At 68.6% G+C, this 12,983-nt stretch carries 11 protein-coding genes and 1 tRNA gene; 2 read left to right on the forward strand and 10 right to left on the reverse strand.

The window, feature by feature from the left end:
- Positions 1–13 precede the first annotated feature (13 nt).
- The 10 genes from rpoB to AC07DA_RS22220 all read right to left on the reverse strand — a co-directional run bounded on the left by rpoB (position 14) and on the right by AC07DA_RS22220 (position 10,097).
- A complete protein-coding gene (rpoB, locus tag AC07DA_RS22175) occupies positions 14–3,499 on the reverse strand; it encodes a DNA-directed RNA polymerase subunit beta (protein ID WP_479129876.1) in 3,486 nt (1,161 codons plus the stop codon).
- A gap of 574 nt (positions 3,500–4,073) precedes the next feature.
- Positions 4,074–4,460, reverse strand: a complete 387-nt coding sequence (gene rplL, locus AC07DA_RS22180; protein ID WP_307176950.1) for a 50S ribosomal protein L7/L12 — start codon at positions 4,458–4,460, stop codon at positions 4,074–4,076.
- A gap of 114 nt (positions 4,461–4,574) precedes the next feature.
- Complete coding sequence (gene rplJ / locus AC07DA_RS22185) at positions 4,575–5,105, reverse strand: 50S ribosomal protein L10 (protein ID WP_479129877.1); 531 nt, start codon at positions 5,103–5,105, stop codon at positions 4,575–4,577.
- Between the two features lie 310 nt (positions 5,106–5,415).
- Positions 5,416–6,246 carry an SCO4651 family lipoprotein gene (locus AC07DA_RS22190; protein WP_479129878.1) on the reverse strand — a complete coding sequence of 277 codons (831 nt, stop codon included), beginning with the start codon at positions 6,244–6,246 and terminating at the stop codon, positions 5,416–5,418.
- Between the two features lie 92 nt (positions 6,247–6,338).
- The gene (locus tag AC07DA_RS22195) at positions 6,339–7,193 is read right to left on the reverse strand and encodes an SCO4651 family lipoprotein (RefSeq protein WP_479129879.1); all 855 of its coding nucleotides are present in this window, start codon (positions 7,191–7,193) and stop codon (positions 6,339–6,341) included.
- 127 nt (positions 7,194–7,320) lie between these two features.
- The gene (gene rplA, locus AC07DA_RS22200) at positions 7,321–8,046 is read right to left on the reverse strand and encodes a 50S ribosomal protein L1 (protein WP_351337647.1); all 726 of its coding nucleotides are present in this window, start codon (positions 8,044–8,046) and stop codon (positions 7,321–7,323) included.
- Between the two features lie 76 nt (positions 8,047–8,122).
- The gene (gene rplK, locus AC07DA_RS22205) at positions 8,123–8,557 is read right to left on the reverse strand and encodes a 50S ribosomal protein L11 (RefSeq protein ID WP_003992325.1); all 435 of its coding nucleotides are present in this window, start codon (positions 8,555–8,557) and stop codon (positions 8,123–8,125) included.
- Positions 8,558–8,726: 169 nt separating this feature from the next.
- The gene (gene nusG / locus AC07DA_RS22210) at positions 8,727–9,551 is read right to left on the reverse strand and encodes a transcription termination/antitermination protein NusG (RefSeq protein ID WP_479129881.1); all 825 of its coding nucleotides are present in this window, start codon (positions 9,549–9,551) and stop codon (positions 8,727–8,729) included.
- Positions 9,552–9,631: 80 nt separating this feature from the next.
- A complete protein-coding gene (gene secE, locus AC07DA_RS22215; protein WP_010036800.1) occupies positions 9,632–9,916 on the reverse strand; it encodes a preprotein translocase subunit SecE in 285 nt (94 codons plus the stop codon).
- Positions 9,917–10,024: 108 nt separating this feature from the next.
- Positions 10,025–10,097: transfer RNA gene (locus AC07DA_RS22220), tRNA-Trp, on the reverse strand.
- A 306-nt stretch (positions 10,098–10,403) separates the two neighbouring features.
- Here AC07DA_RS22220 and AC07DA_RS22225 point away from each other — a divergent pair.
- Together AC07DA_RS22225 and AC07DA_RS22230 are read left to right on the forward strand one after the other, a co-directional pair.
- A complete protein-coding gene (locus tag AC07DA_RS22225; protein WP_479129883.1) occupies positions 10,404–11,630 on the forward strand; it encodes a pyridoxal phosphate-dependent aminotransferase in 1,227 nt (408 codons plus the stop codon).
- A 138-nt stretch (positions 11,631–11,768) separates the two neighbouring features.
- On the forward strand, positions 11,769–12,800 hold the full coding sequence (locus AC07DA_RS22230; RefSeq protein ID WP_479129885.1) for an adenosine deaminase: 1,032 nt from the start codon (positions 11,769–11,771) through the stop codon (positions 12,798–12,800).
- Positions 12,801–12,983: the final 183 nt, after the last annotated feature.

Below are 12,983 nucleotides of genomic sequence, written 5' to 3' on the forward strand. Positions count from 1 at the left end.
GTCCGGACTCCCGTCAGACCTCTTCGACGCTGCTCGGCTCGCGCCGGGACAGGTCGATGCCGAGCTCCTCCGCAGCGCGGAAGACGTCCTCGTCGGTGTCGCGCATCTCGATGGACATGCCGTCCGAGGACAGCACCTCCACGTTGAGGCACAGGGACTGCATCTCCTTGATGAGCACCTTGAAGGACTCGGGGATGCCGGGCTCGGGGATGTTCTCGCCCTTGACGATGGCCTCGTAGACCTTCACGCGGCCGGTGACGTCGTCGGACTTGATGGTCAGCAGCTCCTGGAGGGCGTACGCGGCGCCGTAGGCCTCCAGCGCCCACACCTCCATCTCACCGAAGCGCTGGCCACCGAACTGGGCCTTACCACCCAGCGGCTGCTGGGTGATCATCGAGTACGGACCGGTCGAGCGGGCGTGCAGCTTGTCGTCGACCAGGTGGTGCAGCTTGAGGATGTACATGTACCCGACCGAGATCGGGTCCGGGAACGGCTCGCCGGAGCGGCCGTCGAACAGCCGGGCCTTGCCGGTCGGGAGCACCATGCGCTCGCCGTCCCGGTTCGGGATGGTGTGGTTCAGCAGACCGGCGAGCTCGTCCTCACGGGCGCCGTCGAAGACCGGGGTCGCGACGTTGGTGCCGGGCTCGACCTTGTCGGCGCCGATCGCCTGGAGGCGCTGCGCCCACTCGTCGGCCAGGCCGGAGACGTCCCAGCCGCGGCTGGCGAGCCAGCCGAGGTGGATCTCCAGGACCTGTCCCGGGTTCATTCGGGACGGCACACCCAGCGGGTTGAGGATGATGTCGACCGGGGTGCCGTCCTCCAGGAACGGCATGTCCTCGATCGGCAGGATCTTCGAGATGACGCCCTTGTTGCCGTGGCGGCCGGCGAGCTTGTCACCGTCGGTGATCTTGCGCTTCTGCGCGACGTAGACGCGCACCAGCTGGTTCACACCGGGGGGAAGCTCGTCGCCCTCCTCGCGGTCGAAGACGCGGACGCCGATGACCTTGCCGGTCTCGCCGTGCGGCACCTTCAGCGAGGTGTCACGGACCTCACGGGCCTTCTCACCGAAGATCGCGCGCAGCAGGCGCTCCTCGGGGGTCAGCTCGGTCTCACCCTTGGGGGTCACCTTGCCGACGAGGATGTCGCCGGCGATGACCTCGGCACCGATGCGGATGATGCCGCGCTCGTCGAGGTCGGCGAGGACCTCCTCGGAGACGTTCGGGATGTCCCGGGTGATCTCCTCGGGGCCGAGCTTGGTGTCACGGGCGTCGACCTCGTGCTCCTCGATGTGGATCGAGGAGAGGACGTCGTCCTGCACGAGGCGCTGCGACAGGATGATCGCGTCCTCGTAGTTGTGACCCTCCCACGGCATGAACGCCACGAGCAGGTTCTTGCCCAGCGCCATCTCGCCGTTCTGGGTGGCCGGACCGTCGGCGAGGACCTGGCCCTCGATGATCCGGTCGCCCTCGTTGACGATGACCTTCTGGTTGACCGAGGTGCCCTGGTTGGAGCGGGCGAACTTGGCCAGGCGGTACGTGATGTACGTGCCGTCGTCGTTGGCGGTGGTGATGTAGTCCGCGGAGACCTCCTGGACCACACCGGGCTTCTCGGCCTTGACCACGTCGCCGGCGTCGACCGCGGAGCGGTACTCCATGCCGGTGCCGACGAGCGGGGACTCGGACTTAATCAGCGGCACGGCCTGACGCATCATGTTCGCGCCCATGAGGGCACGGTTGGCGTCGTCGTGCTCGAGGAAGGGGATCATGGCGGTCGCGACCGACACCATCTGGCGCGGCGAGACGTCCATGTAGTCCACGTCCTCGGGGCCGACGTAGTCGACCTCGCCGCCCTTGCGGCGGACGAGCACCCGGGCCTCGGCGAACCGCATGTCGTCCGTCAGCGGCGCGTTGGCCTGCGCGATGACGAAGCGGTCCTCCTCGTCGGCCGTGAGGTAGTCGACCTGGTCGGTGACCTGGCCCTCGAACACCTTGCGGTACGGGGTCTCGACGAAACCGAACGCGTTCACGCGGCCGTAGGTGGCGAGCGAGCCGATCAGACCGATGTTCGGGCCTTCGGGGGTCTCGATCGGGCACATGCGGCCGTAGTGCGAGGGGTGCACGTCACGGACCTCGAAGCCGGCCCGCTCACGGGACAGACCACCCGGGCCGAGCGCGGAGAGACGCCGCTTGTGCGTCAGACCCGACAGCGGGTTGTTCTGGTCCATGAACTGCGACAGCTGGCTGGTGCCGAAGAACTCCTTGATGGAGGCGACGACCGGCCGGATGTTGATCAGGGTCTGCGGCGTGATCGCCTCGACGTCCTGGGTCGTCATCCGCTCGCGGACGACACGCTCCATACGCGCCAGACCCGTACGGACCTGGTTCTGGATGAGCTCGCCGACGCTGCGCAGGCGGCGGTTGCCGAAGTGGTCGATGTCGTCGGTCTCGACGACCACGGAGGTGCCGTTGTCACCGACCGTCTCGGTCTCGCCGGCGTGCAGCTTCACCAGGTACTTGATCGTCGCGATGATGTCCTCGACGGTCAGGATCCCGGCGTCCAGCGGGGTGTCCGTGCCCAGCTTCTTGTTGACCTTGTAGCGGCCGACCTTGGCCAGGTCGTAGCGCTTGGGGTTGAAGTAGAGGTTCTCCAGCAGCGTCTGCGCGGCCTCACGCGTGGGGGGCTCGCCCGGACGCAGCTTGCGGTAGATGTCGAGCAGCGCGTCGTCCTGGCCCTGGGTGTGGTCCTTCTCCAGGGTGGCGCGCATGGACTCGTACTCGCCGAACTCCTCGAGGATCTGCTCGGTGGTCCAGCCGAGCGCCTTGAGCAGGACGGTGACGGACTGCTTGCGCTTGCGGTCGATGCGGACACCGACCATGTCGCGCTTGTCGATCTCCATCTCCAGCCAGGCACCCCGGGACGGGATGATCTTGGCGGAGAAGATGTCCTTGTCGGACGTCTTGTCGATGGAGGAGTCGAAGTAGACACCGGGCGAACGGACGAGCTGCGACACCACGACGCGCTCGGTGCCGTTGATGACGAAGGTGCCCTTGTTGGTCATGAGCGGGAAGTCGCCCATGAAGACCGTCTGGGACTTGATCTCGCCGGTCTCGTTGTTGGTGAACTCGGCGGTGACGAAGAGCGGGGCCGCGTACGTGAAGTCGCGCTCCTTGCACTCGTCGATGGAGTTCTTCGGCGGCTCGAAGCGGTGGTCGCGGAAGGTCAGCGACATCGACCCGCTGAAGTCCTCGATCGGGGAGATCTCCTCGAAGATCTCCTCGAGCCCGGACTTGGTGGGGACGTCCTGACCGTTCTCGAGAGCCTCCTCGACCCGACTCTGCCAGGCGGTGTTGCCGAGCAGCCAGTCGAAGCTCTCGGTCTGCAGCGCGAGCAGGTTCGGAACCTCGAGAGGCTCCTTGATCTTTGCAAAAGAGATGCGCAGCGGGGCAGTGCTGGCGGCGTTGTTCGTATTCGCGGTCGAGGCGTTGCGCGAGGCGGCCAAGAGGGGGTCCTTCCGAGGGCTCGGACTCACTACGCGCGTACCGGCCCCTCTCCCGTACACGGAGACAAGCTGTGCCCACAGGGCCGAAAGGCCAGGTCAGGCATGTCTTGTCGTCGATGCTCGGGCGAGGGCAGACCCCTGGTGACGGGCAGGGGACAGCTAACAGGCAGCGCAAAGGGTCAGTGTAGCCACTTGGCACACTGATGTCCAGTGCGGGTTCTGGAACCCGTGTTCACCCTCGTTGTTCCACTCCTGCGACACGGCGCTGCCCTCAACGCACGTTGATACTGCCCTCTTCGTCGCCGATCCATGCCTCGGATTGGATCCTTGTGACGACGCGTCCTGAGAATTGCGCGCTGCGTGCGGTTCGTCAAGGCCCCCCTGCCCCCGAACCCGGGCCGCCCGGAGACACGACGAAGATCACCATACCCCCCGCCACGGAGGCCGCAAGGCAACCGTGGCCGCACCCCGGGAACGCCGAAGAGCGACCACCCGGTTGGATGATCGCTCCTCGGCGCTTACGCGTTACACGCCCGGCGGGACGTGTTCTGGATCCTGACGGATCCGAGAGGTCTTACTTGACCTCGACGGAGGCGCCGGCGCCCTCGAGGGACTCCTTGGCCTTGTCGGCGGCCTCCTTGTTGACCTTCTCCAGAACCGGCTTCGGCGCACCGTCGACCAGGTCCTTGGCCTCCTTCAGGCCCAGGGAGGTGAGCTCGCGCACGACCTTGATGACCTGGATCTTCTTGTCGCCGGCACCCGTGAGGATGACGTCGAACTCGTCCTTCTCCTCCTCGGCCGGGGCGGCCGGGCCACCCTGGGCCGGGCCCGCGACGGCGACCGCGGCGGCGGCGGCGGTGACGTCGAACTTCTCCTCGAACGCCTTCACGAACTCGGAGAGCTCGATGAGGGTCATCTCCTCGAACTGCGCGAGCAGGTCTTCCTGGCTGAGCTTCGCCATGATGGCGGTCCTTCCACTAAATCGGCAGGTGCCGGATGTACATGTGAGGCGGGCGTACTACTGGCCCGCTACGGTCGCCGCGTTCAGGCAGCGGCGGCCGGGATGCGAGCCGAGTTACTCGGCACCGCCCTGCTCGTCCCGCTTGGCACGGAGCGCGTCCACGGTGCGGACGAGCTTCGACGGCAGCGCCTGGAAGACAGAGGCAGCCTGGGACTGCTTGCCCTTCATGGCACCGGCCAGCTTCGCGAGCAGAACCTCGCGGGACTCGAGGTCCGCAAGCTTCTTGATCTCATCTGCGGACAACGCCTTGCCGTCAAGGACGCCGCCCTTGATGACCAGGTTGGGGTTGTCCTTGGCGAAGTCACGGAGACCCTTCGCCGCCTCGACCGGGTCACCGGTCACGAAGGCGACGGCCGACGAACCCGTGAAGAGGTCGTCGATCGCGGTGATCCCGGCCTCGTTGGCCGCAATCTTGGTCAGCGTGTTCTTCGCCACACGGTACTGAGCGTTCTCACCGAGTGAACGGCGCAGCTGCTGGAGCTGAGCCACGGTGAGACCGGTGTACGCGGTGACGACGGCGCCGTTGGAGTTGCGGAACTTGTCCCGCATCTCCTCGACGGCATCGACCTTGTCAGGCCTCGCCATGAGCCTCGGCCTCCTTCCGGGTGATTCGGACCGCGCGGACCCGAAGGAGGACTGGGGAAAACGAAACGCCCCGGCGCAGGCGCACGGGGCGTAGCTCGACCGGCTTCCCGCACGCACGGGGCGGCGGACTCCGGGAGCTTCTCCTGTGTCACCTGCGCGGGCCGTCCGCCGTTCAGCGGATCCTTCGGCCACCGCGCCCTCGTCCGAGCGCGCGGTAACGACCAGCGGTCTTTGGCTTCTGTAGGAGGGTACGGGAACGCATCGCTGTCAAGCAAATCCGCCCGTACGACGGATCGGCGGACCCGGCGGATCAGCTCGCGTCGAGGTCCTTGAACAGGTCGGCGAGGTCGGCGACGTCCTTGGCGGGCGGGGCCTTGATCTCCACCGGCTTGTTGTAGTCGATGAAGGTGATGGTCATGTCGAGTGGGCCCCCGTCGGCCTGGCCCTTCAAGCGGAACCGCTTGGTACGGTCGTCACCGTCGATCCACGCGTCCATGGCGAGCTTGTCGACGCCCAGCTCCTCGTACTGCTCGAGGCTCTTCTCCCGGCGCTCGCGGGTCTTCGCGTCCTCCTTCACCAGGGAGTCGCGGAGTTCGGCGAGGGTCGCGGTGCCGGAGTAGTGGGTCGTCTCGACGCCGTCGATCTTCTCGGTGCCGACCTTCTTCACGTTCTTGGCGCCCGTGAGGAAGGTGGACTCCGCGGCCGGGTCCTGCCGGGCCCGGCTCGCGGGGCCCTGCTGGTCCAGGTCCTTGCCCGCCTCGGAGCCGGACAGGTCGAACTTCATCCAGCGCTTGCCGTCCATCTCCTTGGCCATCTCGGCTCCCCCACCGATGTACATGACCTTGTCGACGAGACGGATCTCGGCCTCACCGGCGGTGGCCGCCTGGCCGGATGCCGAGACCTTCATGCTCATGGCGATCGTGGGCTTCAGGCGCATGGCCGCCTCGCCCTCGACCTTGCCGGACTCCGGCGCGGTTCCGTTCATGCGGAAGTGGAGGGAGGTGATCTCCTCCGTGTTCTTCGCCGCCTTGGCGACCGCGGCCGCCGGCGTCATCTCCGGCGACTCCCCGGCTCCGCAGCCGACCGCGCCGGCGGCGAGCAGCAGGGCACCGAGGCCGGCGGCGGGTATGGACCTGTTCATTGATTCCCCCCAAGGAACACATGCTTGCTGCACAGCAAGGCGGCGAGCCTAACCCAGGGGGGCACACGTGATCTATCCGATTCCCGCCCGCGTCAGGGCGACGCGGACTGCCGCCGCACGAGGTCCTCGAACTCCCCGGTGTCGGACCGCGGGGGCCGCTCGGCGCGGACCCGTACGCCGTAGTCGCCGTAGTGCGCGGTCTGGGTCATCAGACCGGTCGCCATGCGCGCCTTCTCGACCTTCTTGACCAGGAGGTTCCGCTCGTCGACCCAGATGTCGACGGTCTCCGAGGTGACCCCGGCGGCGGTGAGCTGCTTCTTCAGATCGGGGTCCGTGACGTGCTCGGTGTCCACGGTGCCGGACCAGTGCGTGGCGGACCGGCCGCGCACGGTCTCCCGCCCGGCCCTGCGGACGTCGCCCGAGGACAGCAGGAGCTTGACGGACTGGTTCGGCGTGGTGGAGCGCATCTGGTCGCCCAGGTGGGCGCCGGAGCCGCCGGCGAGGGCTTCGAGATCGTCGTAGGGGTACCGGATCCAGTGCTTGCCGCCGGCCTTCTCGGCGAACTTCTCGCCCATGCGCGCGTAGTACGCGTCGGGCAGGTAGCGGGCCTCCATGGAGGGGGTGCCGAGGCGGCGCATGGTCTCGGCGATCGTGCCGCCGGTGTACCTGATGGTGAGGGTGCCGGTCATGCCGTCGCGCCAGCCGAGGGTGCCGTCGGCGGTCATGGACATCAGCGAGCCCATGGTCGTCGTGGACTCGACCCGGGCGGACCCGGCCCGCTCGGTGGCGCGCTCGGCGGCGCGCAGGGCGGCCAGGGCGCTGCCCCGCGGGGCGCGGTCGTCCTCGCGGCGGTCGGCGGGCTCCGGTGAGGTGCAGGCGGCCGGCCCCGCCAGCGCGCTCACCAGCGCGAGCAGCAGACCCACTCGGCGCACGGTCGTGCCCTGCATACGTCCCCCGTTCCCATCCGGTTCCCGCACGTTAACCCAGGCAGCGGACGCGCGTACCGGAAAAGGGAACGGGCCCCGCACCTGGAAGAGGTGCGGGGCCCGTGACCGGTTGGGTGAGCCTGGCGGCTCAGACCGCGGCCGGGTCCTCCTCGACGAGGAGGTTGCGGGTGCGGTTCGGGTCGACCGGGATGCCGGGGCCCATCGTGGTGGTGATGGCGGCCTTCTTGATGTAGCGACCCTTGGCGGCGGACGGCTTCAGACGGAGGATCTCCTCCAGCGCCGCGCCGTAGTTCTCCACCAGCTTGGTGTCGTCGAACGACGTCTTGCCGATGATGAAGTGCAGGTTCGAGTGCTTGTCGACGCGGAACTCGATCTTGCCGCCCTTGATCTCGGTGACGGCCTTGGCGGTGTCGGGGGTGACGGTGCCGGTCTTCGGGTTCGGCATCAGACCACGCGGACCGAGCACGCGGCCGAGGCGGCCGACCTTGCCCATGAGGTCCGGGGTGGCGACGACGGCGTCGAAGTCCAGACGGCCCTTCGACACCTCGTCGATCAGCTCGTCGGCGCCGACGATGTCGGCGCCCGCGGCACGCGCGGCCTCGGCACGGTCACCGGTCGCGAAGACCAGGACCCGGGCGGTCTTGCCGGTGCCGTGCGGGAGGTTCACGGTGCCACGGACCATCTGGTCGGCCTTGCGCGGGTCGACACCCAGGCGGAAGGCGACCTCGACGGTGCCGTCGAACTTGGTCGTGGAGGTCTCCTTGGCGAGACGGACGGCCTCGAGCGGGGCGTAGAGCTTCTCCCGGTCGACCTTGGCGTCCGCAGCGCGAAGGGACTTGCTGCGCTTGCTCACTACTGCTCCTGTGGATGCTTAGGAGTCGTGGTCCGGGCCGAGCAGGCCCTGCCACTTCTGCTGATGGAGGTGGGGCTCAGCCCTCGACCGTGACGCCCATGGAACGGGCGGTGCCGGCGATGATCTTCTCGGCGGCGTCCAGGTCGTTGGCGTTGAGGTCGGGCATCTTGGTCGTGGCGATCTCACGGACCTGGTCACGCGTGATCTTCGCGACCTTGGTCTTGTGCGGCTCGCCCGAGCCCTTCTCGATGCCCGCGGCCTTCAGGATCATCTTGGCGGCCGGCGGGGTCTTGGTGATGAAGGTGAAGGAGCGGTCCTCGTAGACCGTGATCTCCACCGGGATGACCCAGCCACGCTGCGACTCGGTCGCGGCGTTGTAGGCCTTGCAGAACTCCATGATGTTCACGCCGTGCTGACCCAGCGCGGGGCCGACCGGCGGGGCCGGGTTGGCGGCACCGGCCTGGATCTGGAGCTTGATGAGCCCCGTGACCTTCTTCTTCTTGGGAGGCATAGCTCTCCGGGTCCTTTCGGTTCGGGTCCTGCCCGCCCCCGGGACCACCCGGATGCAGGCATACCGCACAACGATAACGGGTATAGATGCGCGGCCAAAAACCGAGCAGGTCAGGCAAGCGCCGGAGCGTTCGCCTGACCTGCGCGGAAGCGGTGGTGTCCGGAAGAAACTAGTTCTTCTGGATCTGGTCGAAGGAGAGCTCGACCGGCGTCTCGCGGCCGAAGATCTCCACGAGGCCCTTGACCTTCTTCGAGTCGGGGTTGATCTCGTTGATGGTCGCCTGCAGCGTGGCGAACGGGCCGTCGGTGACGGTGACCGAGTCGCCGACCTCGAAGTCCAGCACCTGGACCTCGACCTTGCGCTGCGGAGCCGGCTTGCCCTCGGCCTCGGCGGCCTCGCGGGCGGCCTTCTCCTCGGCCTCGGGGGCGAGCATCTTGACGATCTCGTCCAGGGTCAGCGGGTACGGGTCGTAGGCGTTGCCCACGAAGCCGGTGACGCCGGGGGTGTTGCGGACGACGCCCCAGGACTCGTTCGTCAGGTCCATGCGGACCAGGACGTAGCCCGGGAGCTTGTTCTGCTTGATCGTCTTGCGGTCGCCGTTCTTGATCTGGACGACCTCTTCCTGCGGCACCTCGGCCTGGAAGATGTAGTCCTCGACGTTCAGCGAGACGGCGCGCTGCTCCAGGTTGGTCTTCACGCGGTTCTCGTAGCCGGCGTAGGTGTGGATGACGTACCACTCGCCGGGCAGGACGCGCAGTTCCTCGCGGAGCTTCTCGATCGGGTCGCGGTCGTCCTCGGGCTCTTCCTCGGCCTCGTCCGCGACCTCTTCGGTCTCGGTCTCCGCCTCGGCGGCGTCGTCGTCCGCGACGGCGTCGGCAGCCTCGACCTCGGCGGAGGTCTCGGTGTCCTCGCTGTCCGCGCCCTCGACGGTGTCGAGCTCGTCCTCGACGGACTCGACCGGCTCGATGGCGTCGTTCACGTTCGGGTCAGACACGGTGGCTGCTTCTTCCTGGATACATGGGGGTGGAACATGCGAAAGGAGCGCCGGGTACCTCGGCGCTCTTCGCGGGCTGCTCAGCCGAACACGTACTTGGCGGCGTGGCTGAGCCCATAGTCAATCACGGTGACCAGGCCGATCATGATGACGACGAAAATGATCACCACGGTCGTGTACGTCGTGAGCTGGTTGCGGGTCGGCCAGACGACCTTGCGCAGCTCCGCGACGATCTGGCGGTAGAAGAGCGCGAGCCGCTTCAGCGGGCCCTTCTTGCCGCGCTTGCCGCCCTTGCGGGTCTTCTTGGACTCCGGCGCCTCGTCCTGGGCATCAGGCATGTCGATGGAGCCCACGGCGTCCGTCACTCGTCCTCACCTGATTCCGGGTCGTGGCCGTGCCGCGCCCGGTCTGAGCCGCACGGCGGTGCATTGCTGTACGTACATGCGCACACATCCTGGCGAAGGTGTGTGTAGCAGGGCCGGAGGGACTTGAACCCCCAACCGCTGGTTTTGGAGACCAGTGCTCTACCAATTGAGCTACGACCCTTTGTGTGTCCCCCAACGTACCGCATCCGTCCGGATGCCAGGTGTGCACCGGAAGGGCGCGGCCCGCGAGAGGCCAACGAGGTGAGAGTGTACGTGGTCCGCGGCCGGTCGTCGAACAGATAGGACCGCGGGACGGGGACGTTGGCGGAGGATCGCCTGCCCGGAGGGCCCCGCGCGCCGGGCCATCGGCTGAAGATCGACCTGGCCGTGCGGGGAATCCGGACTGTTGTTCAGGGGTTTGCCCGGCGTTGTTCAGTCCGTGAAACCCCCGTGCCGCCCGCGTTTCCTGTCTGAAACGATGGGCCCCATGAGCGCTGCAACCCCTCCCACCGAGCGCCGGGTCTCCGCCCGAGTCGGCGCGATCTCCGAGTCCGCCACCCTCGCCGTGGACGCCAAGGCCAAGGCCCTCAAGGCCGCCGGGCGGCCGGTGATCGGCTTCGGCGCCGGTGAGCCCGACTTCCCGACCCCGGACTACATCGTCGAGGCCGCGATCGAGGCCTGCAAGAACCCGAAGTTCCACCGCTACACGCCGGCCGGCGGCCTGCCCGAGCTGAAGGCCGCCATCGCCGCGAAGACGCTGCGCGACTCGGGCTACGAGGTCGACGCCTCGCAGATCCTCGTCACCAACGGCGGCAAGCAGGCCATCTACGAGGCCTTCGCCGCGATCCTCGACCCGGGCGACGAGGTCATCGTGCCCGCGCCGTACTGGACGACCTACCCCGAGTCGATCCGGCTGGCCGGGGGTGTCCCGGTGGAGGTCGTCGCCGACGAGACCACCGGGTACCGGGTGACCGTCGAGCAGCTGGAGGCGGCCCGTACGGAGAAGACGAAGGTCGTGCTCTTCGTCTCGCCGTCGAACCCGACCGGCGCGGTCTACAGCGAGCACGAGACCGAGGCCATCGGCCGCTGGGCCGTCGAGCACGGGCTGTGGGTGCTGACCGACGAGATCTACGAGCACCTGGTCTACGGCGGCGCCTCCGCGGTGTCGCTGCCGGCGGTGCTGCCCGAGCTGCGCGACAAGTGCGTCGTGGTCAACGGTGTCGCGAAGACGTACGCGATGACCGGCTGGCGCGTGGGGTGGATCATCGGCCCGAAGGACGTGGTCAAGGCCGCGACGAACCTGCAGTCGCACGCCACGTCCAACGTCTCCAACGTCGCCCAGGCCGCGGCGCTGGCCGCCGTCTCCGGCGACCTGGACGCCGTCGCGGCGATGCGGGAGGCGTTCGACCGGCGCCGCAAGACGATCGTGCGGATGCTGAACGAGATCGACGGCGTGGTCTGTCCGGAGCCCGAGGGCGCGTTCTACGCCTACCCGTCCGTGAAGGCGCTGGTCGGCAAGGAGATCCGGGGCAAGCGGCCCAAGGACACGGTGGAGCTGGCCGCGCTCATCCTGGAGGAGGCCGAGGTCGCGGTCGTGCCGGGTGAGGCGTTCGGTACGCCGGGGTACCTGCGGCTGTCGTACGCGCTGGGTGACGAGGACCTCGTCGAGGGCGTGAGCCGGATCCAGAAGCTGCTGGCGGAGGCCAGGGACTGACCTGTGCCGCGCGTGAGGCGGTGGCGGGCCGTTCCCCTTGCGGGGAGCGGCCCGCTTTTCCTCGTCTGCCCGTGCGAGCAAGACCACGTTCGGGGAAACCGCTACCGGGACGGCTGAGGCGTGCGGCAGGATCCTGGGATGGAGCGTGTACGTGATGTCTCTGAGCTGCCGAAAGCCCATCTGCACCTGCACTTCACCGGGTCGATGCGGTCCTCGACCGTGCTGGAGCTGGCCGACAAGTACGGCGTCCGGCTGCCCGACGCGCTGAGCGAGGCGTTGATCAGCGGGGAACCGCCGAGTCTGCGGGCTACGGACGAGCGGGGCTGGTTCCGTTTCCAGCGGCTGTACGACGCGGCGCGCTCGTGCCTGCGGGAGCCGGAGGACATCCAGCGGCTGGTGCGGGAGGCCGCGGAGGAGGACGTGCGGGACGGGTCCGGGTGGCTGGAGATCCAGGTCGACCCGACGTCGTACGCGCCGCGGCTGGGCGGGCTGATCCCGGCGCTGGAGATCATCCTGGACGCGGTGGAGACGACGTCGCGGGAGACCGGGCTCGGGATGCGGGTGCTGGTCGCGGCGAACCGGATGAAGCACCCGCTGGACGCGCGGACGCTGGCGCGGCTGGCGGTGCGGTACGCGGACCGGGGCGTGGTCGGCTTCGGGCTGTCCAACGACGAGCGGCGGGGGATGGCGCGGGACTTCGACCGGGCGTTCGCGATCGCGCGGGAGGCCGGGCTGCTGTCGGTGCCGCACGGGGGTGAGCTGAGCGGGCCGGCGTCGGTGCGGGACTGTCTGGACGACCTGGGGGCGAACCGGCTGGGGCACGGCGTGCGGGCGGCGGAGGATCCCCGGCTGCTGAAGCGGCTGGCGGACCGGCAGGTGACGTGCGAGGTGTGCCCGGCGTCGAATGTGGCGCTGGGGGTGTACGAGAAGCCGGAGGACGTGCCGCTGCGGACGCTGTTCGAGGCGGGGGTGCCGATGGCGCTGGGCGCGGACGACCCGTTGCTGTTCGGGTCGCGGCTGGCGGCGCAGTACGAGATCGCGCGGGTTCACCACGGTTTCACGGACGCGGAGCTCGCGGAGCTGGCGCGGCAGTCGATCCGGGGGTCGGCGGCCCCGGAGGAGGTGAAGGAGAAGCTGCTGGCGGGGGTGGACGCGTGGTTGGTGTCTTAGCGTCCTCGCGGCGGCCTGCGCGGGGGTGCGCGTCTTCGCCTGACGGGGGGTGCGCGTCTTCGCCTGACGGTGGGGGGTGGGTCGGGGGGGGGGGGGGGGGGGGGGGGGGGGGGGGGGGGGGGGGGGGGGGGGGGTGGGGGGGGGGGGGGGGGGGGGGGGGGGGCGGGCCGCCCCGGGCCCCCC

This window comes from Streptomyces sp. NPDC044921, assembly GCF_056432865.1.